At 59.3% G+C, this 21375-nt stretch carries 20 protein-coding genes; 6 read left to right on the forward strand and 14 right to left on the reverse strand.

The annotated features are described in order from the left end of the window. Positions 1-8: 8 nt before the first annotated feature. From ACN0RV_RS12410 to rlmD, 13 genes are all read right to left on the reverse strand, one after another. Positions 9-884, reverse strand: a complete 876-nt coding sequence (locus ACN0RV_RS12410) for a peptidoglycan DD-metalloendopeptidase family protein (RefSeq protein ID WP_417347898.1) — start codon at positions 882-884, stop codon at positions 9-11. Beyond that, entirely contained in the window at positions 860-1393 is a 534-nt protein-coding gene (locus ACN0RV_RS12415) for a YqaA family protein (protein WP_417347899.1), read from the reverse strand. Before ACN0RV_RS12415 ends, ACN0RV_RS12410 begins: the two co-directional genes overlap by 25 nt. After that, on the reverse strand, positions 1380-2018 hold the full coding sequence (locus tag ACN0RV_RS12420; protein ID WP_417347900.1) for a protein-L-isoaspartate(D-aspartate) O-methyltransferase: 639 nt from the start codon (positions 2016-2018) through the stop codon (positions 1380-1382). The genes ACN0RV_RS12415 and ACN0RV_RS12420 overlap by 14 nt, the downstream gene beginning before the upstream one ends. Beyond that, a complete protein-coding gene (gene surE, locus ACN0RV_RS12425) occupies positions 2015-2764 on the reverse strand; it encodes a 5'/3'-nucleotidase SurE (protein ID WP_417347901.1) in 750 nt (249 codons plus the stop codon). Before surE ends, ACN0RV_RS12420 begins: the two co-directional genes overlap by 4 nt. Before the next feature lie 12 nt (positions 2765-2776). Continuing rightward, entirely contained in the window at positions 2777-3829 is a 1053-nt protein-coding gene (gene truD, locus ACN0RV_RS12430; protein WP_417347902.1) for a tRNA pseudouridine(13) synthase TruD, read from the reverse strand. Beyond that, positions 3822-4298: a 2-C-methyl-D-erythritol 2,4-cyclodiphosphate synthase gene (gene ispF / locus ACN0RV_RS12435; RefSeq protein WP_417347903.1), complete on the reverse strand. Its 477-nt coding sequence runs from the start codon at positions 4296-4298 to the stop codon at positions 3822-3824. Before ispF ends, truD begins: the two co-directional genes overlap by 8 nt. 2 nt (positions 4299-4300) lie before the next feature. Further along, on the reverse strand, positions 4301-4984 hold the full coding sequence (gene ispD / locus ACN0RV_RS12440; RefSeq protein ID WP_417347904.1) for a 2-C-methyl-D-erythritol 4-phosphate cytidylyltransferase: 684 nt from the start codon (positions 4982-4984) through the stop codon (positions 4301-4303). Between the two features lie 22 nt (positions 4985-5006). Then, positions 5007-5303, reverse strand: coding sequence for a cell division protein FtsB (gene ftsB, locus ACN0RV_RS12445; RefSeq protein ID WP_417347905.1), 297 nt, complete (start codon positions 5301-5303; stop codon positions 5007-5009). Between the two features lie 121 nt (positions 5304-5424). Further along, a complete protein-coding gene (eno, locus tag ACN0RV_RS12450) occupies positions 5425-6720 on the reverse strand; it encodes a phosphopyruvate hydratase (RefSeq protein ID WP_417347906.1) in 1296 nt (431 codons plus the stop codon). A gap of 74 nt (positions 6721-6794) precedes the next feature. After that, positions 6795-8432 (reverse strand): CTP synthase, encoded by a 1638-nt coding sequence (locus tag ACN0RV_RS12455; protein WP_417347907.1) that lies wholly within the window; start codon positions 8430-8432, stop codon positions 6795-6797. Between the two features lie 179 nt (positions 8433-8611). Beyond that, positions 8612-9391, reverse strand: coding sequence for a nucleoside triphosphate pyrophosphohydrolase (mazG, locus tag ACN0RV_RS12460; RefSeq protein ID WP_417347908.1), 780 nt, complete (start codon positions 9389-9391; stop codon positions 8612-8614). Beyond that, entirely contained in the window at positions 9388-11592 is a 2205-nt protein-coding gene (relA, locus tag ACN0RV_RS12465; protein WP_417347909.1) for a GTP diphosphokinase, read from the reverse strand. Before relA ends, mazG begins: the two co-directional genes overlap by 4 nt. Before the next feature lie 62 nt (positions 11593-11654). Further along, on the reverse strand, positions 11655-12989 hold the full coding sequence (gene rlmD, locus ACN0RV_RS12470) for a 23S rRNA (uracil(1939)-C(5))-methyltransferase RlmD (protein WP_417347910.1): 1335 nt from the start codon (positions 12987-12989) through the stop codon (positions 11655-11657). A 135-nt stretch (positions 12990-13124) separates the two neighbouring features. Between rlmD and barA the strand changes: the two genes are divergently transcribed. Then, positions 13125-15851 carry a two-component sensor histidine kinase BarA gene (gene barA, locus ACN0RV_RS12475; RefSeq protein WP_417347911.1) on the forward strand — a complete coding sequence of 909 codons (2727 nt, stop codon included), beginning with the start codon at positions 13125-13127 and terminating at the stop codon, positions 15849-15851. 13 nt (positions 15852-15864) lie between these two features. Beyond that, positions 15865-16455, forward strand: coding sequence for a YjaG family protein (locus tag ACN0RV_RS12480; protein ID WP_417347912.1), 591 nt, complete (start codon positions 15865-15867; stop codon positions 16453-16455). A 36-nt stretch (positions 16456-16491) separates the two neighbouring features. On the opposite strand, the gene ACN0RV_RS12485 is transcribed toward ACN0RV_RS12480, so the two are convergent. Then, a complete protein-coding gene (locus ACN0RV_RS12485) occupies positions 16492-17235 on the reverse strand; it encodes a TetR/AcrR family transcriptional regulator (protein WP_417347913.1) in 744 nt (247 codons plus the stop codon). A gap of 241 nt (positions 17236-17476) precedes the next feature. Here ACN0RV_RS12485 and ACN0RV_RS12490 point away from each other — a divergent pair, with 241 nt between their 5' ends. From ACN0RV_RS12490 to ACN0RV_RS12505, 4 genes are read left to right on the forward strand one after another with little or no spacing between them, the layout of a single operon-like run. Continuing rightward, positions 17477-18088: a thiol:disulfide interchange protein DsbA/DsbL gene (locus ACN0RV_RS12490; protein WP_417347914.1), complete on the forward strand. Its 612-nt coding sequence runs from the start codon at positions 17477-17479 to the stop codon at positions 18086-18088. Positions 18089-18099: 11 nt separating this feature from the next. Then, positions 18100-18720 carry a disulfide bond formation protein B gene (locus ACN0RV_RS12495; RefSeq protein ID WP_417347915.1) on the forward strand — a complete coding sequence of 207 codons (621 nt, stop codon included), beginning with the start codon at positions 18100-18102 and terminating at the stop codon, positions 18718-18720. Between the two features lie 39 nt (positions 18721-18759). Then, the gene (locus ACN0RV_RS12500; protein WP_417347916.1) at positions 18760-19515 is read left to right on the forward strand and encodes an outer membrane protein OmpK; all 756 of its coding nucleotides are present in this window, start codon (positions 18760-18762) and stop codon (positions 19513-19515) included. 22 nt (positions 19516-19537) lie between these two features. Next, positions 19538-21247 (forward strand): aryl-sulfate sulfotransferase, encoded by a 1710-nt coding sequence (locus ACN0RV_RS12505; protein WP_417347917.1) that lies wholly within the window; start codon positions 19538-19540, stop codon positions 21245-21247. The last annotated feature ends 128 nt before the right edge of the window (positions 21248-21375 follow it).

Raw genomic sequence — 21375 nt, forward strand, 5'->3', positions numbered from 1 at the left:
AAGAAAGATTACTGCTTTGGCAGATAACGCTCCGGATCCACCGACTTACCCCGGTAACGGATCTCGAAGTGCAACATCACCCGATCGCTGTCTGTACTTCCCATTTCGGCGATCTTCTGACCTGCTTTCACTGCCTGTTTCTCTTTTACGAGTATTTTTCTGTTGTGGGCATAGGCACTGAGAAAATCGTCACTGTGCTTAATGATGATCAACTTGCCGTATCCCCTGAGAGCACTTCCGGCGTACACCACCCGGCCCTCGGCTGAAGCTACAACAGGCGCCCCCTCCCTGGAAGCGATATCCAAACCCTTCTGCCCCTGAGCGGAGTCGGAGTAGCGGGCCACTACCTTTCCTGAGGCTGGCCAGCGCCACTTGGACACTTTCTTCGGCAACGAAGAGTTTAATGACCTGTTAATATTTTGTGAGCTTCTTGTTGAAGCATACTCCTGAGAATTTTTGGGATCAACAGATTTAGTGTTTTCTTTTTGTTTCGGCGATCTGGCAGAGCTTGATGTGGATCGACTGGAATTCGCAGGTGTTTTTGCTGTTTTCCCGCTGCTGGAGGTGGTTGGTGCTGTTTTTTTGACCGATCGCAAATCAAGCCACTGTCCTACCCGGATTGTGTAGGGTGATGGCAGCTTGTTAATCCGGGCCAGATCCTTGTAGTCGGTGCCGGACGCCCAGGCAATGGAATAGAGGGTATCCCCGGACTTTACCTGGTACCTGGATTGGCTGACACTGCCGCGAGCCTTGTCCTTATAGGTTTTGCCTGTGTATAAACTTTCCACAGGCGCAGGCTTATGAGCCTGGAAACTGCATCCGGCCAGAGCGAAGATCAGAAACAAAAAGAAAGATCTGCTTACATAACGAGCAGCATGACGCACAGCAACCCTCCCAGTATCAACCATCCCAGCCAGGCATGAGACCTGGGCAGACGACCGGTCTCTTTGGCCACCCAGGCCACCAACAAATAACGGCTGGCACGACTCACCGTCGCCGCCAGCAGGAACAGAGGCCAAGACACGCCGCTGGCTCCGGCGGCCAACGTGGCCAATTTGTATGGCAAAGGTGTCAAACCCGACGCCGCCAATATCCAGGCGCCCCATTGGCCATAGAGTTCCAGGACCCCGGTCAGTTCCGCCTCATAGTGCCAACGCTGCACCAGGGGCATCACCAGAGCCTCCATGCCATAGCGCGCCGCCAGATAGCCAAGCAGGCCACCAAGCACCGACCAGAACACCGTCAACCCAGCCAGAGAGAGCCACTGCCCGGGTGCCAGCCGACACATGGGCGCCAGGGCCAGTTCTGCAGGAATCGGCAGAATCAGCCCCTCCAGAAAGGCAAACGCCGCCAGGGAACGGCGGCGTAGCCTGTGACCCTTACTCGGTGTCACCGGCCACCAAGGGCACGAAACGCACCTCCTCCAGCACCTCGCTCAGGTACCGATCCCCCTGACGGGTGATCAGGTGCAAAACCTGAACCTGCTCGCCTATGGGGATCACCATACGGCCCCCATCGGCCATCTGCTGCAGCAGCGCCTGAGGCAGTTCCCGGGCGGCGGCGGTCACGATGATCCCGGCAAAGGGCGCCCGAGCCGGCCACCCCTGCCAGCCGTCGCCGTACTTGAAGGCGATGTTGTGCAGATCCATCTTCTTCAGCCGCTGTCTGGCCTTGATCTGCAGTCCCTTGATGCGCTCCACCGAACAGAGCTCCGGCACCAGCTGGGCGAGGATCGCCGACTGATAGCCCGAGCCGGTCCCTATCTCCAGCACCGGCCCTTCGGGCATCTCCTCAAGCAGAGCCTGAGTCATCCGCGCCACGATGTAGGGCTGAGAGATGGTCTGCCCCTGGCCTATGGGCAGAGCGGTGTTTTCCCAGGCCTTCTGTGTCAGGGCCCCCTCCACAAAGGAGGTTCTGGGGGTATTGGCGATGGCCGCCAAAACCCGCTCATTGCGGATGCCCGCCTGACGAAGCAGATCCGCCAGTCGCTGACCATAAACCTGGGCCTGACCTATCATGACAACCCGCCCATCCAGCCTTTGAGCCCATCCAGCTGATCGTGGGCGGTAAGGTCTACCGTCAATGGAGTGATGGAGATGTAACCGTTGGCCACCGCATGGAAGTCCGTTCCCGGACCGGCATCCTGCTGCTGACCCGGAGGGCCCAGCCAGTAGATGTCGCGACCGGCGGGATCCTGGGTACGGATCATCCCTTCCGCCTTATGGCGGGCACCCAGGCGAGTCACCTGCACCCCCTGAATCGCCTCTTCTGGCAGGTCCGGCACATTGATGTTGAGGATCTGGTTGGAGGGCAATGGATTCTGTTTCAGATGCTTCACCAACTTCAGGGTAAACTGGGCGGCGGTCTCATAGTGGCGCAGTTCGCGGCCCACCAGGGAGACAGCGATGGTCGGCAGACCCAGATGGCGTCCCTCCATGGCCGCAGCCACGGTGCCGGAGTAGAGAGTGTCGTCCCCCAGATTGGCGCCCGCATTGATTCCGGACACCACCAGGTCGGGCTCGCCTTCCATCAGCTCACGAATGGCCAGGTGGACACAGTCAGTGGGGGTGCCGTTGACCGCCAGATAGCCGTTCTCTATGGATTGCACCCGCAAAGGGTTGGTCAGGGTCAAGGAGTTGCTGGCCCCGGAACAGTTGCGATCGGGCGCCACGGTCGTCACCTCTGCCAGGGAGGACAACGCCTCGGACAGGGCGCGGATTCCTGGGGCATGAACCCCATCATCATTGCTTACCAGAATCTTCATAGTGGGCTATTTTTATCCATTAACCGTTTGATTTTCAAGATTGTGTGCCTCTTCATAGCGGAGCAGCTCACGCAATACCGCCGTGGCATAGGCGCCGGCAGGCAGCTGGAAGCTGAGCACCAGGGTCTCCCCCTCCAGCGTCCAGCTCATCTGCTCAGGACGCAGCAGCAGGGGACGACGCTCCTGATCCATGCGCGCATCCTTGAGCCCCTGAACCAGTTCTGGCCAGCGAGCCATCACCCCTTGCTCAAACTGGTCAGCCTGGTCGTCACCGGCCTGGTAGTCGCCGGCCATGGGCGCGGACAGACGCAGTTCACCACGCTCCACCCGCCCCGGGATCTCGGCGTCAGCGACCTCAGACTTAAAGAAGCTGCCACCGGTGGGCATCATCACGGTGTCCCCGGACAGAGAGGCCAGGCCATGCTGCTGCAGCCGCTCAGACACCACATGGTTAAACAGGAAGCTGCGGGCCGCCGAGAGATAGATGCTGCGCTTGTTCCTGTCCTTGATGCGCTTGCCGGCGAACATCTCTGCGGCACGCTCTACGTTGCGCCCACCATGGCCAAAGCGCTGCTCACCAAAGTAGTTGGGCACCCCCTGGGCCTTGATCTGCTCCAGGCGCTGCTGCAGATTTGTACCCGGCTGCAATTGACGCAGGGTCAGGGTAAAGCGGTTGCCGCTGAGGGCGCCGGTGCGCAACTTCTTGCCATGACGCAGGGCCTGCAGCACCTGGAGGTCCTCACCATTGAGGGCGCTCCAGTCCGGGGTCTCCTTGCCTGGAATGCGGACGCTGAACCACTGGGTGGTCACCCCATACTTGTCCTTGAGTCCCGCCCAGGAGACATCCATCCGCTTCACCCCGGCAAAACTGGCGAGCTTTTGGGCCAGTTGGTGGGTGGTCATCAGTCGCTTGCGGATCTGCAGCAGGTGGTGCTCACCCTGACCATCGGCCTCGAAGGGGAGCGCCTCTTCGACGATGAAGTCTTCAGGCTGGGTACGCAGGATGGCATAGCCGTCAGGCTCGCCATGGAGATAGTGCCACTGGGGCAGGGTGTATTCAGTCACGGGTAAGTACCACTACTGCTTCGGTGGCGATCCCCTCGGCACGGCCGGTAAAGCCCAGCTTCTCCGTGGTGGTCGCCTTAACGTTAACTTGATCCAGCGCCGACTCCAGGTCGGCACTGATGTTGGCGCGCATCTGTTGGATGTGGGGCGCCATTTTGGGAGCCTGGGCGATAACAGTCACGTCCAGGTTGCCCAGTGTGTATCCCCGCTCCTTCACCAAAGCATAGCAATGGCGCAGCAGCACCCGGCTGTCTGCCCCCTTGAACTGGGGATCGGTATCGGGGAAATGATGGCCGATGTCGCCAAGGGCCAGGGCCCCAAGCAGGGCATCGCTGATGGCGTGAAGGATCACATCCCCATCGGAGTGGGCCAGCAGCCCCTGATGATAGGGAACCTTCACCCCGGCCAGGGTCACCGGCCCCTCACCACCAAACTTATGAACATCGAAACCGTGGCCAATGCGAATCATCTTTACTCCTTGATCAGTAACCCGGCGATGCGCAGATCGTCAGGGTGGGTTACCTTGATGTTGGCTGGGCTGCCCTCCACCAGGGTGGGGTGCCATCCCAGGCGCTCCATGGCGGAGGCCTCATCAGTAATATTGGCGCCCTGCTCCAGGCCCTGAGTCAGGGCATCGCGCAGGGCCTTGAGCGGAAACAGCTGAGGGGTCAGGGCATGCCACAAGCCACTGCGCTCCACCGTGTGGTCAATGGCACCATCGCCATTGGCCCGCTTCATGGTATCCCTTACCGGGGCGGCCAGGATGCCTCCCTGCTCGCCAGAGAGCCGGATCAGCCGATCGATATCTCCATGACTCAAACAGGGGCGCGCCGCATCATGGACCATCACCCAGGCCTGATCGTCCTGGATGTGGCTGAGCGCACTGAGAACCGAATCTGCCCGCTCCTGTCCCCCCGGGACCCGGGTCAGCCTGGGATCGGTGGACTCCGGCAACTCATCGAAGAAGCCATCTTCGCTGCCCAGTGCCACCACCACCCGGGTGATGTCGGGGTGGCTGAGCAACCTGCCCAGGGTGTGGGACAGTATGGGGCGGCCATTGAGCGGCAGGTACTGCTTGGGAATGTCGGCTCCCATGCGCTTGCCAACGCCGGCCGCGGGCACCACGGCGTAGAGGGGGGTATGCTTAGGTAACATCTTGGCTCCGAGATGGGCGGGATTACTGGTGCGCAGAATCAGCGGAGGGGCGTTTGATTACCCGAAAAAACTGCTCATTGGGTCCCACCATGCCCAGCTCGTTCCTGGCACGCTCCTCGATGGACTCCAGCCCATCGCGCAGATCGGTGATCTCCTGACGCAGCATCTGATTGCGCTGTTCCAGCATAAGGTTGTTGGCCTGCTGCTCGGCGATCTGCACCTCCAGCCGACGCACTTCGGCGTAGCCATTCTCACCATTCCAGAGACGGTACTGAAGCCCCACCAGGGACAGCGTCAAGACAATAAGCAGCAGTCGCATCGTATCCACCCGTTTTATGATGACAAGATCTTGACCCAAGGCGACCAAAAAGGAAAGTCACCAGGCACAAAAAAGCCGCCCTAAGGCGGCTTTTCAGTATGGTTTTCAACGCTTCAAGGCATTAGCCCTGGCCGTTGATCTCTTTCAGACCACGGTAAGGTACGTTACCGCCCAGGGCCTCTTCGATGCGCAGCAGCTGGTTGTACTTGGCTACACGGTCGGAGCGGCACAGGGAGCCGGTCTTGATCTGGCCAGCAGCGGTGCCCACAGCCAGGTCGGCGATGGTGGCATCTTCGGTCTCACCGGAACGGTGGGAGATCACTGCAGTGAAACCAGCGTCTTTGGCCATCTTGATGGCGTCCAGAGTCTCGGACAGAGAGCCGATCTGGTTGAACTTGATCAGGATGGAGTTACCGATGCTGTTGTCGATACCACGCTTGAGGATCTTGGTGTTGGTTACGAACAGGTCGTCACCCACCAGCTGGATCTTGTCACCCAGGATCTTGGTCAGGTAGGCCCAACCTTCCCAGTCGGACTCGTCCAGGCCATCTTCGATGGATACGATGGGGTACTTAGCGCTCAGGTCGCCCAGGTAGTCGGAGAAGGCGTTGGAGTCGAAGCTCTTGTCTTCGCCGCTCAGGACGTACTGACCATCTTTGTAGAACTCGGAAGCCGCGCAGTCCAGAGCCAGGGTCACGTCGGTGCCCAGCTTGTAACCAGCCGCTTCAACCGCTTCCTTGATCACCGCCAGGGCGTCGGCGTTGGATGCCAGGTTAGGGGCGAAACCACCTTCGTCACCTACGGCGGTGTTCAGACCCTTGGCCTTCAGCACCTTCTTCAGGCTGTGGAAGATCTCGGCACCCATACGCAGGGCTTCACGGAAGTTAGGTGCGCCAACAGGCTGTACCATGAACTCCTGGATGTCCACGTTGTTGTCCGCGTGCTCACCACCGTTGAGGATGTTCATCATAGGTACTGGCATGGAGTACTCACCAGGGGTACCGTTCAGCTCAGCGATGTGGGCGTACAGAGGCAGACCCTTGGCGGCAGCGGCGGCCTTGGCAGCAGCCAGAGAGACAGCCAGGATGGCGTTGGCGCCCAGGTTGTCTTTGTTCTCGGTGCCGTCCAGGTCGATCATCACCTTGTCCAGGCCACGCTGGTCAGCGGCATCGAAGCCTACCAGGGCAGGAGCGATAGTGTCGTTAACGTTGGCAACGGCTTTCAGCACGCCCTTACCCAGGTAGCGAGACTTGTCACCGTCACGCAGTTCCAGGGCTTCACGGGTACCGGTGGAGGCACCGGAGGGAGCGCAGGCCATGCCGACAAACCCGCCGTCCAGATGCACTTCGGCTTCTACAGTGGGGTTACCGCGGGAGTCCATGACTTCGCGGCCGACAATCTTAACGATCTTTGCCATTTCAAAGTTTCCTATTACAGAGTTTCAAAGTTAAAGGACGGGCGCCACTAGGGCACCCGCCCGGGAATCTCGCTCTAGTTTAGTTCCCTTTTCTGGAACTCGTCTGCTGCCTTAACAAAACCGGCAAACAGGGGGTGACCGTCACGTGGGGTAGAGGTGAACTCTGGGTGGAACTGGCCAGCCACAAACCATGGGTGACTCGGGATCTCGATGATCTCAACCAGCTTCTTGTCGGTGGACAGGCCGGTGAAGGCCAGACCCGCCTCTTCCAGGCGCTTGACGTAGTTGTTGTTCACTTCGTAACGGTGACGATGGCGCTCAACGCAGGCGGCGCCGCCGTACATCTGGGCTACTTTGGAGCCCTCTTTCAGGTGGCACAACTGGCCACCCAGGCGCATGGTGCCGCCGAGGTCGGAGCCTTCGCTGCGCTCCTCTACATTACCCTCTTCGTCGACCCATTCTGTGATCAGGCCCACAACAGGGTGATCGGTGCCGGAGTTGAACTCGCTGGAGTGTGCGCCTTCCAGGCCAGCCACGTTGCGGGCAAACTCGATCAGAGCCACCTGCATACCCAGGCAGATGCCCAGGTAGGGCACCTTGTTTTCACGGGCGTAACGGGCGGCCATGATCTTGCCTTCCACGCCACGCTCACCGAAGCCACCGGGAACCAGGATGCCGTCCAGGCCTTCCAGGATGGAGGTGCCCTTGGCTTCCACGTCCTGAGAGTCCACGTACTTAATGGTCACGGAGACGCGGTTCTTCAGGCCGCCATGCTTCAGCGCCTCATTGACGGACTTGTAGGCGTCAGGCAGTTCAACGTACTTGCCGACCATACCGATGGTCACTTCACCGGTTGGGTTGGCCTCTTCGTAGATCACCCGCTCCCACTCGGACAGGTCCGCTTCAGGACAGGTCAGGCCAAAGCGCTTGGCGCACAGCTCGTCCAGACCCTGGGACTTCAGCAGAGCTGGGATCTTGTAGATGCTGTCCACATCCTTCAGGCTGATTACCGCCTTCTCTTCCACGTTACAGAACAGGGCGATCTTGCGACGCTCATTGGCGGGCACCACGCGATCGGAACGGCAGATGAGGATGTCGGGCTGAATACCGATGGAGAGCAGCTCCTTCACGGAGTGCTGGGTCGGCTTGGTCTTCACTTCACCGGCAGCGGACAGGTAGGGCACCAGAGTCAGGTGCATGAACATGGCACGATCACGGCCCAGTTCTACCGCCAGCTGACGTAGGGCTTCCAGGAACGGCAGAGACTCGATGTCACCCACGGTACCGCCCACTTCCACAATGGCCACGTCATGACCTTCGGCACCGGAGATCACCCGCTCTTTGATGGCGTTGGTGATGTGTGGGATCACCTGGATGGTGGCACCCAGGTAGTCGCCGCGACGCTCTTTACGCAGAACATCGGCATAGATACGGCCGGAGGTGAAGTTGTTGCGCTTGCTCATCTTGGTGCGGATGAAGCGCTCGTAGTGGCCCAGGTCCAGGTCAGTTTCGGCACCGTCTTCGGTCACGAACACCTCACCGTGCTGAGTGGGGCTCATAGTGCCGGGATCCACATTGATGTAGGGATCCAGTTTCATGATGGTCACGTTAAGACCGCGAGCTTCCAGAATGGCGGCAAGAGACGCTGCTGCAATGCCTTTACCCAACGAGGAAACCACCCCGCCCGTCACGAAGATATAATTTGTAGTCATGCTGAACCTGAGATAAGAATGATACGACTTAGTGGGAGTTCACTATAGGACGGGATGACAGTATACCAGAGGCCCCAGGGTAGGACAATCTGAGAAGCGTTGAATCCGTCTCAAAATAATCCTTGAACCGACAACCCTCTAGTGGTCAATTTTGCGCCACATGAAGCGGGAACCAGGGGCTATTCCCGCCCCTTGATCTGCTGCCAGTAGGCCTCCAGCTCATCCAGGCTGTGGACATCGAGTTCACGACCAGATTCGCAGGCCAGGCTCTCCACCCCGCGAAAGCGTCGTTCAAACTTGTCGTTGGCCCGGCGCAGGGCCTGCTCCGGATTCACCTTAAGATGACGGGCCAGGTTGGTGACGGCAAACAGCAGGTCACCCACCTCCTCGGTGAGTTTCTCCTGGTCCACCGCCAGCTGATGGGCTTCCTCGAGCACCTCATCCACCTCTTCGTGGACCTTATCCACCACGGGCCCCAGGCTGTCCCAGTCGAAGCCGACGCTGGCCACCCGCTTCTGAATCTTTACCGAGCGGGTCAGGGCAGGCATCCCCCTGGGGATGTCGTCCAGCAGGGAGTGCTCGCCCTTGTCCGCCCGCTCGGCGGATTTGGTGGCTTCCCAGTTGGCCTTGAGTTCCGCCTCGGGGATCCGGGCATCGGTGAACACATGGGGGTGGCGCCGCTCCAGTTTGTCGCTGATGCGCCTGGCCACCTCCTCGAAATCGAACCACTGCTTCTCCTTACCCAGCTGGGCATAGAACACCACCTGAAACAGCAGATCCCCCAGTTCACCGGGCAGCCCATCCCAGTCGGCGCGCTCGATGGCGTCGGCCACCTCGTAGGCCTCCTCCAGGGTATGGGGCACGATGCTGGCAAAATCCTGCTTGAGATCCCAGGGGCAGCCGCCGTCGGGATCGCGCAGCTTGGCCATGATGGCCAGCAGTCTCTCTATCTGGCTCACAGTCGACCTACCTCCACCACGCCGGGGATCTGGCTCAGTCGGGACACCAGTCGGCTGAGGGACTCCATGTTATACAGCTCCAGCTTGAGCTCAATGATGGCGGTGTGTTTCATGTTGTCAGAGCGGCTGCGCATCTCGGTGACGTTGGACTTCTCATTGGTGAGCAAGGTGGTCACATCCCGCAGCAGGCCGTTGCGGTCATTGGCCACCACCCGGATGCTGACGCTGTAGCCCCCTGCGGCGCTCTCGCCCCAGACCACATCCACGCCACGCTCCGGGCTGCGCTCCAGCATATCCTTGAGCTGTTCACACTCCTCCCGGTGCACGGAGACGCCCCGCCCCTGGGTGATGTAACCGTAGATGGGATCCCCGGGCAGGGGCTGACAGCACTTGGCCATGTGGGTCATCAGGTTGCCCACCCCATTGACCTCGATCTGGCCACTGCGACGACTGGGGCGGGAGGGGGCCCGGTTGACCAACTCGGCCACCGCATCCTCCTCGTTCTCCATGGCCCGTTTGTGGCGGCTCTGGATGTGGTTGATCACCTGGTTGAGACGGATGTCACCGCCGCCGATGGCGGCCAGCAAGTCATCCAGGCTGTGCATATTGAAGCGCTCAACCGCGGAACTGGCCTCCTCCAGCTTGAGGCCATGGCGGCCCAGCTCGGTCTCCAGGATCTCCCGGCCGGCAACGGTGTTCTTCTCTTTGTCTTCCTGCTTGAAGAAGTGGGCAATCTTGGCCCGGGCCCGGCTGGTCTTGATGTAGCCCAGGTTGGGATTGAGCCAGTCGCGCTTAGGGTTCGGCTGCTTGGCGGTGATGATCTCCACCCGCTGGCCGGTCTCCACCTCGGTGGTGAAGGGCACGATGCGGCCATCGATCTTGGCGCCGATGCAGCGGTGGCCCACCACTGAGTGGATGTAGTAAGCAAAATCCAGCACCGTGCTGCCGGCAGGCATGTCCACCACGTCTCCCCTGGGGGTAAACACGTAGACCCTGTCCTCGAACACCTGGCTGCGCACCTCGTCGATGAGGTTGCCGCTCTCCACTACATCCTCCTGCCACTGAAGAATCTTCCTCAGCCAGTTGATCTTCTCTTCGAAGCCGGTGGATTTGCCGGACTGAGGACCCTCTTTGTATTTCCAGTGGGCGGCCACACCCAGCTCAGCGTCCTGGTGCATCTGCTCGGTGCGGATCTGAATCTCCACACTCTTGCCCGCGGGGCCCAGCACCACGGTGTGGATCGACTGGTAACCATTAGGCTTGGGGGTCGCCACATAGTCATCGAATTCGTTGGGAAGATGGCGCCACTTGGTGTGCACCACCCCCAGGGCGGCGTAACAGTCCTGCAGCCGCTCGGCGATGATGCGCACTGCGCGCACATCGAACAGCTCTGAAAACGCCAGGTTCTTCTTCTGCATCTTCTTCCAGATGCTGAAGATGTGCTTGGGACGGCCATAGACCTCAGCGCGGATCTCGTCTCTGTCCAGGTTCTGCTGCAAATCGGAAACAAACTCATGGATGTAGCTTTCCCGGTCAATGCGCTTCTCGTCCAGCAGCCTGGCTATGTCCTTGTAGGTGTCCGGATGCAGGTAGCGGAAGGAGAGGTCCTCCAGCTCCCACTTGAGCTGACCAATACCCAGACGGTTGGCCAGGGGCGCGTAGATGTCGCGCACCTCCCGGGCCAGCACCACCCGGGTCTCCTCGTCGGCGTTTTTCACCTCGCGGAGCATCACCACACCCTCGGCCAGCTTGATCACCACGGCACGGACATCCTCCACCATGGCCAGCAGCATGCGCCGCAGATTGTCGATCTGCCCTTCGGAGGCGTGAACGCCACTGCCGGTCTGCAGGGTACGGATGGCATCCATCACCTGAACGCTCTTGATCAGGGGCAGCAGCTTGGCGTCGTACTTCTCCTCGATCTGCTCCAGGGTCAGTAACCCCTCATCCAGGCAGGTAAAGAGGACACTGGCCTCCAGGGTGGCGATGTCCATGTTCAGGGGCAGCAGGATCTCCACCATCTCCCTGGCGCGGATCAGACACGCCTCCAGCACCGGACGCTCCTCCACGGTCAGTTCCTGACAATATCGGAAACAGGCCTCCAGCCTCTGGCGCGACTCCGCGCTGAGCTCCAGCTGCTTCAGCCACTGGCTAAGATCGACCTGCTGTTCTCCGAAATGGATCTGACGAACCGATACCATGGTGTTATGTCATCCTCTGTAGATCGTGATTCCTTCGCCGCTAGCTGGCGGCATCCTGTTGTTCAGAGCCCACTTTTTTCGAAAAGTGCCATGGACTCCAGATGTTGAGTATGGGGGAACATATCCACCAGTCCAACCCTCTTGAGGCGATATCCCTGCTCAGTGAGCAATTTTGCGTCACGGGCCAAACTGGCCGGATTGCAGGAGACATAGAGCACCCGCTTGGGAGACCATGCAGGCAGGTGGGTCAGGGCGCCGCCTGCGCCTGCTCGTGCAGGGTCAAGCAACAGCAGATCCACCGGCTTGAGCCAGAGTGGGTCACCCTCACCGTCGTTAAGATCCGCCTGACAGAACCTGAGGTTGTCCACCTCCAGCTCGCGGGCGCGCTCATTGCCCCGGGCCACCATGGTGTCCACCCCCTCCACCGCCAGCACCGACTGGCAGCGACGCGCCAGAGGGAAGCTGAAGTTACCGATACCGGCAAACAGCTCCAGTACGGTGTCGTCCTCGCCCGGAGCCAGCCAGTCCAGGGCCTGGGCCACCATCCCCTGGTTCACCTGATCATTGACCTGAATGAAGTCACCGGGCAGGTAGGCCAGGGGCTCACTCATCTCGCCCAACTCAATGGCGAAAGGTGCAAGAGGCTTGCCATCCAAGCGGCGCACCTGCGCCCCCTCATCCAGCAACACTGTCAGATCATGCTCACCGGCAAAATCACTCAGGAGGGCGCAATCCCCCTCAGCAAGGGGCTTAAGCACTCTCAGACAGAACAGGTCGCCGCTGGCGGTGCGGGTCAGCTCCAGGTGCCCCAACTGACGTTTTCCCTTGAGACTGCTCAGTAAGCTGTGGATCTGCGGCAGCAGCTCGCTGAAAGGCTGCACCAGTATGGGGCAGCGGCGCACCGATTCGATCTCATTACTGCCCTCCCGGCGAAAGCCCATCTGCAGCTCGCCCTTCTCCACCTTCAGGGCCAGACGGGCGCGGCGACGGTAGTGCCACCCCGAACCATGGAGGGGCTCAGCCACCTCGTCAGGCTCACAGCCCCCCAGCCGGGACAGCATGTCAAGCAGCGCCTGCTGCTTGTAGACCCGTTGCTGCTGCTGGGACAAGTGCTGGACCTGACAGCCGCCGCAGCGGCCGAAATGGTCACACTCCGGCTGAATGCGCAGCGGACTCTCCCCCATACGTTTGAGCAATTTAGCCTGAGCAAAACGCTTCTTCTGCTCAGTCAGCTGCACCTCACCACGCTCACCGGGCAGCAGGCCGGGAATGAACACCACCTTCCCCTCATGATCGGCCACCCCCTGGCCCTTGTGGTCCAGGCGCTGGACATCCAGGGTGATTTTTTTCGACAACTTCTTTAATTTATTGGACTTAGGGGTAAAAAACTGTGCCATGAAAAGGTCCGTTGATTACAATAGGGGGATCCACATAGGCGTGGTTACGACCGGGATCGCTTGCAGCGCCCGGTTTACCAGGGCACAAAGCGGATCGCCTGAGCCAAAACAGATAAGGGGAGCATTGTCCCACAGATGAATGGGGTCACCAAATACAGTCTCAGAGCCTGGGTACTGGTGCTGGCGTTGGCGCCCACCATATTAATCGGCATCCTGTTGGGCAGCTTCTTTACCCTGACCCGCTTTTCTGAGCTGGACCAGTCACTGATCAACCGGGGAGAGAACATCGTCAGCCCCCTGGCGATGGCGGCCAGCTATGGCCTGAGTACCAGTAACCGGGACTACAGCCAGCGACTGATCGACATGATCCACAAACAGAACTCCCTGTTTATCCAGTTGATCGCCATCTTTGACAACGAGAACCAGGTATTTGCCACCAGCCAGTACCGGCAGAACTTCGACCTGATCAAGCTGCCCCTGAACCGGGATCTCAAGCAAGGGATGGACGTGGAGCACATTGGCGACAACGTGATAATGCGTGCCCCCATCTTCACCCTGCCCACCCCCAACATCGACACCAACTTTACTCCGCGAACCCAGCTGGGCTATGTGGTGCTGCAGATCAACAAGCATGAAGCCCTGGTGAGTCAGTACCGAGGGGCGGGCTGGGCCTTCATCATCGTGCTGATCGGGGTACAGCTGAACCTGCTGTTCACCTTCCGGCTGATGAAGAACGTCACCCGGCCCATCACCGACATGGTGGCGGCGGTGGCCAAAATTCGTGAGGGCAAGCTGGATACCCGACTCCAGGGTGAGCTGATTGGCGAACTGGACCAGTTGAAGCGGGGCATCAACGCCATGGCCTCCTCCCTGGCGGAATACCACAATGAGATGCAGCAGAACATCGACCAAGCCACCTCGGATCTGCGGGAGACCCTGGAGCAGATCGAGATTCAAAACGTCGAGCTGGACATCGCCAAGAAGCGCGCCCTGGAGGCCAGCCGGGTAAAATCGGAATTTATGGCCAACATGAGTCACGAGCTGCGTACTCCCCTCAACGGGGTGATCGGCTTTACCCGGCAGCTGCTGAAGACCCCGCTCCACGACAACCAGCGTGACTACCTGAAAACCATTGAACGCAGTGCCAGCAACCTGCTCTCCATCATCAACGACATCCTCGACTTCTCCAAGCTCGAGGCGGGGCGCATGGTGCTGGAGAAGATGCCCTTTGCCCTGAGGGACGCCGTCGATGAAACCATGCAGTTGCTCTCCACCGCCGCAGCGGAAAAGGGGCTGGAACTGGTTATCGAGATCGATGACCACCTGCCCGACAGCCTCAACGGTGACGTAATGCGGCTGCAGCAGATCCTCACCAACCTGGTGAACAACGCGGTCAAGTTCACCGACAAGGGCAGCGTTCGCCTGCAACTGGATGCCGCCAAGGAGACCGCCGAGCGGGTGCTGATCCGCGGAGAGGTCTCAGACACCGGTATCGGCATCTCCAAGGAGCAGCAATCGCTGCTGTTCCAGGCCTTCGGTCAGGCGGACAGCTCCATCAGCCGCCGCTTCGGCGGAACCGGCCTGGGGCTGGTGATCACCAAACGCCTGGTCAACCACATGGATGGCCAGATTGGCTTCACCAGCAGCGAGGGCCAGGGCTCGACCTTCTGGTTTACCCTCAGCATCGATAAGAGTCCCTTCACCATCTCCGACCCCCTCAACCTGGATCAGGTCCGGGGACAGAGTGCCCTGGTGTTTGAACCCAGGCTGCTCACCCGCAACAACCTGGTACAGCAGCTGGAAAACTGGCAGATGGACACCACCGCCTGTGGCTCCAGCGCCCCACTGCAAAACTACCTGGAGGGGCGCCACTTCAGCCACGCGCTGATCGCCTGGCGCAAGTTGCAGCCCAGCGAGTCGATGATGGACACCCTGGGGACCATCCGCCAGCACTGTGACAACCTGGTGCTGCTGCTGGACAGCGACAACAGTGAGGTGGTTCATCAGGTTGAAGAGCTGGGCATCGACCACTGCCTGACCCTGCCCATGAGTGAGCGGCGACTGTTTGCCAGCCTCACCAACGGCGGTCCCCAGCACCTGCCCGCTGCCGAGCCCCCGCAGTTGCCTCCACGGGAGAAGCGCAAGCTGAAAGCCCTGGCGGTGGATGACAATAGGGCCAACCTGAAACTGATCGACACCCTGCTTCAGGAGCTGGTTACCCAGGTGGACACCCTCTCCTCTGGCACCGAAGCGATACGCCGGGCCGCCCAGGAGGAGTACGACCTGATCTTTATGGATATCCAGATGCCGGACATCGACGGCATCCAGGCCTCTCGGGAGATCCGCCGCGCCTCACTGAACACCCGCACCCCCATCATTGCCGTCACCGCCCACCTGCTGGGCGAGGAGCGGGAGGAGGTGCTGGGCAGTGGCATGGACGACATCCTCACCAAGCCCATCGACGAGCGTGGCCTGGAGGAGATGATCATGCGCTGGACCTCTCAGGTCACCGCCGAAGCCAGCCAGGTGGTGGATTGGGAGCTGGCCCTGACCCAGTCCGGTGGCAACGATGACCTGGCCCGGGAGATGCTGAAAATGCTGGCCCAGAGCATCCCGGAAACCCGAGAGCAGATCGAATACGCTCTACACCAAGGGGACCGTCACACCTTGCAGCAGACGGTGCACAAACTGCACGGCGCCACCTGCTATTCTGGGGTACCGGCGCTGCAATCCCTGTGCGCCAATCTGGAAGGGCAACTCAAGCAGGGACAGGACACCCTGGACCTGGAACCGGAAATTCTCGAGTTACTCGACGAGCTAAACAAGGTAGAATCCGCTGCCGAGACCATACTGGCAGCCTAAACGGAATCGATAGATGAGCAAGACACCCGGCTTCTTCAGCCGCATCAAAGCGCTGAGCGCAGATCAAAAACGCCTGTTTGCCACCGCCCTGGCGGAACGTATGCTGCCCAATTTCCAGCTGTTCTGTGCCGCCACAGAGAGCGAGGGAGCCGACCAGCTTCAGGTCTCCCTGGACCTGCTTTGGGAGAGCTGCTTCACCCAGAGGCTGAAGCTGGCCATGGAGCAGCAGATCGAAAAACTGGAAGCGATCACTCCGGACCCGGAGCAGCACGACATGTATGGGGTCTACCCCGCCATGGACGCCGTGGTCGCCGTGTCCACCATCTTCATTGCCATGCAGCAGAAGGTGGAGGAGGACCTGATCAACGTCTCCAAGCTCTCCAGCTCCACGGTCACCAACTACATTGAAGTGACCGAAATGCCCGAGCTGGAAGGGCGTGCCCTGGATGATTTCATCTTCAACCACGAGATGATGCAGGAGGAGAAATCGATTCAGTCCCAACTGCTGGACTGGGTGGAGTCCGAGCCCTCCTCAGACGATATCAGGGAGATGCGCAAAGAGATCCGCAGCAGCGGCATCTCCAATATCGGCATCAGCCTCTAAGATACCTGCCCGAGGGGCCCGTCAGGGCCCCTACTCCTACTCCAGAGCCGCCTCGGTGCGCTCAATCAGATCGTCCACCTCAAACTGCGCCAGTTCCTCATTCACCCTCTGACAGATGGTCAATACCCGCTCGCGATCCAGCCGTTCCAGAGACACCGACCAGTTCAGCTGCGCCAGAATGGGCAACATGGATTCCAGTACCCGCTCCATGGGCATCTGCATCATCTCATCCCGAAAGCTGTAGTTGTTGGAGAAGAGGGAAAACCCCCGCTCCAAGCAGGTCACCAGGTTCAGACAGTGATGAATCGCCTCATCACTGGCCTTAAGCTCCCCCCGCTCCCGGGCGCAGATCAGGAAATCGCAGTTGAGTTGATACCAGTTGTCCAACAGCCGGCGGGTGGTGGCGATTCTCTGGTGAGACGCGTGTTTCCAGACACAGGGCATGGCCGCCAGAAACTGGATGCCTCCCGGGTCCATGGAGAGCCGGGCCCGATAGACCCAGATGAGCTGCATCGCCACAAAGCGCTCGGCAAAGCTGCCCGACTCCAGGGCGATCTCCTGTGACGCCTTCACCCCCCACTTTCCGATGATCCGGTTGAACAGGGCGACGGCAATATCCTCCCGGCTGGAGAAGTAGTTGTACAGGGTATTGACCGGACAATTGGCCTGACGGGCCAACTCCAGCAGGCTGAGAGAAAACAGACCGTGATCCACAATGGCCTGTTCAGCGGAATTAAGAATGGTATTAATCCTTTTACGTTTTAATTCAGCGCGATTCATTTTGGCTCCGGATCACAAAAAGTCTGGGGAAAGTATTCATAAAACGTCGAGGTATTTCTGTTAACCAAAGCACAGCAAAATGGGGAATGAAGGGTTCTGAGAATCCAGTCACGGAGAAAAAGTATTTTATGAAATAATTCCCCAGAACCAGAGCCACAGCCATCACAGAAGCCGGTTGTGTCAGCCCCTATTCTGTTCTCCAACGACGGCACTGCCGCCCCCACCATCCAATGGAGAACTTATGAAACGCTTACTGTCCCTGGCCGCCCTTTCCCTGTTCGCCCTCAGCGCCAACGCCGCTGACTACAGCGAAGGCAAGCACTACATAGACCTGAAAGACAATGGTTTTTCTGCAAATAACCAAGTAGTAAAGGTCTATTCCACCAACTGCCCCTTCTGCTATAAATATGAAAAGGCGGTGATGCCGAAATATATTGAAAACTTGCCCGAAGGGGTCAGCTACGACGCCTATCACATCTCCACAAAACCTCCGTTTGGCAAGGAGAAAGCCACTGTGGTTGCCGTAGCGAAAACCCTGGGAGAAAAAGAGTACAAAAAGGCAAAGATGGCTTATTACAAGCATCTTCATGATGACAAAGTAAAATTTAAGTCCTCCGAAGAAGCCATTCAATTTGGCCTTAACGCCGCCGCCATCGATCAGGCCACGTTCTCCCGTCTGAAAAACTCCGCCAAAGTCACCGACTTGATGACCAAGTGGGACCAGGGGATCAAGGTCGCCAAGGTGAAGGGGATTCCCGCCATCGTGGTCAACGGCCGCTACCTGATCAATACCCAGTCGATCACCAGCATGAAGATGCTGGATGAACTGACCGCCGAACTGCTGACCAAGTAAGGGAAAGGCTCATGTCTGTATCACAATTGCAGCAAGGCTGGCACAGCCTGACATCTTCCCCCATAACCACCCTGGAGCAATGGCAGCAGCAGCGCTGGATCTGGCTGCTGATGAGCGGCGCCGCCCTGTTTCTTATCCTCTCCGCCATGGGCTACTTCCAGTGGTTTCTGGAGATGGATCCCTGCGAAATCTGTGTCTACATCCGCTTCAGCCAGATGTGCATCCTGTTTGCCGGGCTGATCATGGCGATTAAGCCAGACAGCACCCCACTGAAACTGGTGGGGATGGCCCTGGCCTGGTATGCGGTGATTCAGGGGATGGCCTGGTCCATCGACCTGGCCAGTCTGCACCACTCCTCCCACGCCCTGGACAGTGTCATGGCCGAGGGCGGCGACCTGTTTGCCGCCGGGGGTGGTGGCGGTGCCTGCTCCACCGAACCCAAGTTCCCTCTGGGCCTGCCCATGCATATCTGGTTCCCCTATGAGTTCCAGCCCTCGGGCATTTGCGGTGAAGATGACTGGAGTCTGCTGGGACTGAATATGGCCCAGTACTGCATCATCGCCTACTCCCTGTTTATTGCCGCCCTGGCCCCTTTAACCGGCGCCTGGCTTAAGACCCTCATCAAACGCTAACCAACCCCGGCTCCAAGGAGCCACCTGGAGATAAAGACTATGAAGACACGCGTAACCGCGCTGGCTTTGGCCCTGCTCACCTCAATTCCGGCTCAAGCCGCCATGCTGGCAGTCGAAACCGGTGTGATGGACTGGGGCAGCAAAGCGGAAAATCACTTCGGTGACGGCAAGAGCGAGAACGAATTCATCACCCTCAAGGGCGCCACCGGCAACGCCTTCGGTGATATCTACGGCCACGTCAAACTGGAGGATTTCACCGACTCGGAGATGATCGGGTCGGAGATCAACCTGGTGGGCCAGATAAACATCGGTGACAGCGACTGGAACTGGTACGGACAGGTGTTCAACAAGCAGAAGCCGGTCTGGTCGGAAACCAACACCACCCTGGGCCTCAGCCATGACAAAACCTGGCGCAGTGGCCTCTACACCCAGGTGGCCCTGGCCGCCCACATCGTCACCTCCGACTATGCCCACTTCAAAAAAGCCAATGGCGAACCCTTCGATGCCAACGGCTTCAATGGTGGCTACCTGTGGCTGTGCGCCACCAAGGACCTGGAGCTGGCGGGCCAGCAATTCTCCCTGGGCTGGTGGCAGGAGCACTTCTTCGGCCGCGGCGACGACTACCTGATTGTCTCTGGCGACGGCGAAGACCACGGCTTCAACGGTCAGCTGACCCTGAGGTACCACATCGGCCAGGGGCTGTCCGCCTCACTGCAGTACCGCTACGCCGAAAACAACCTGGGTAAGAAGGGCTACCACGATGGTCTGTTCTACGCCCTGCAATACAACTTCTGATAAAAACCATACTGGAGATACGATGATGAAAAAGACTCTGCTTGCCACCTCCCTGGCCATGGGCCTGCTGGGCCTGAGCCACTCTGCCCTGGCCGGCGGCGACGACTGGGCCGACAAGTACCTGACCTCGGTCGCCACCCAGGGCCAGATCGGTATCGTCAAGGTGAACCCCTATGATTTTGCCCCCCTGACCGCGGTGATCGACCTGAACGGTTTCCACATCAGCGACGTCAAGGTACGCATCGAACCCAAGAAGGGCGGCTCCCTGATTGAGTACCCGGTGTCCGACAGTGCGGTAACCACCCACAACGGCATCCCGGTGTTTGGCCTCTATCCTGACTACAACAACACCGTCTCGGTGGAGTACAAGAAAGACGGCAAAAAGATCAAAGAGCAGTACAAGATAAAAACCGCTCCGGTGAAACAGTTGCTGTTTGATGGCCAGGCTCGCTCCTTCCCGGAGGTGGATGTGGTCAAGGTGGACAAGAAGTTCAATGACCGCCTCTATCTGGTGAACCATCTGGGTGCCGACGAGAACACCCAGGGCTGGGACAACTACCCCATCGTCTTCGTGACCGACACTTCCGGCGAAGTGCGCTGGTTCATGGACTGGGACAAGGTGTATGACCAGGACACCACCAAGGGGATCGCCATGGGTTTCCATCTGTCCGACAACGGCGAACTCTACTGGGGCCAGGACCACTACTACGCCCGTTATGACATGCTGGGCCGCAAGGTATTCAAGCGGGAGATGCCCCGGGGGTTCACCGGTTTTTCCCACGCCATGCTGGAGATGCCCAACGGCCACTACCTGCTGCGAGTCGCCAAGGACAACTATCTGCGCGACGATGGCAAGCGGGTCAAGACAGTACGTGACCACGTCATCGAGGTGGACCAGACCGGCAACGTGGTGCAGGTGTGGGATTTCAACAAGATCTTCGACAACATGCGCGACGACCTGCTTATCGGCCTGGATTCAGGTGCCGTCTGCCTGAACGTGGATGAGAGCCACGCCGGCGAGACCATGGACATCGAGCCCGATGCCCCCTTTGGTGACCTCCCGGGCGTCGCCGCCGGTCGCAACTGGGCCCACATCAACTCCATCGATTACGATGCCAGTGATGATTCCATCATCGTCTCCATGCGCCACCAGGGCACCGCCAAGGTCAGCCGAGATGGCGAAGTGAAGTGGATCCTCGCCGCCAACAAGGGCTGGGGCAAACTGTCCGACAAGGTGCTGACCCCGGTGGATGCCAAGGGCAAGCCCCTGGACTGCAACATGAACACCGGCACCTGTGAGGGCACCGACTTCGACTGGCCCTGGACCCAGCACACCTCCTGGCTCACCAGCCGCGGCACCCTAGTCTCCTTCGACAATGGCGACGGCCGCCACTTCGAACAGCCCGCCATGCCCACCATGAAGTACAGCCGTGGCGTGGAGTACAAGATCGATGAAGAGAAGATGACGGTGCAGCAGACCTTCGAGTATGGCAAAGAGCGTGGCTACGAATGGTACTCCCCCATCACCTCCAACATCGAGTGGCGCGATGACAAGGACAGCTTCTTCATGTACTCCGCCTCCGCGGGCCTGTTTACCGGTGAGCCCGGCAAACACTTCATCAACGAGGTAACCGAAGGCGGCAAGGTGAAGGTGGAGCTGACGGTGAACTCCATGGCCAAGACCGAGCCCAGCTATCGGGCCCTGATCGTGGATCCAAAACAACTGTTCTAAGCGTTTCCCTCCTGACGACAAAAACCAAGCCTCGCTATGCGGGGCTTTTTTGATCCATTGCACAATTCCCTAAATTCTCTACCCATTTTGTGGGATTGGTCCGTTCCCATCGCTCTCTTTTGTGATTG

This window comes from Ferrimonas sp., from assembly GCF_048263965.1.
Lineage (GTDB): Bacteria > Pseudomonadota > Gammaproteobacteria > Enterobacterales > Shewanellaceae > Ferrimonas.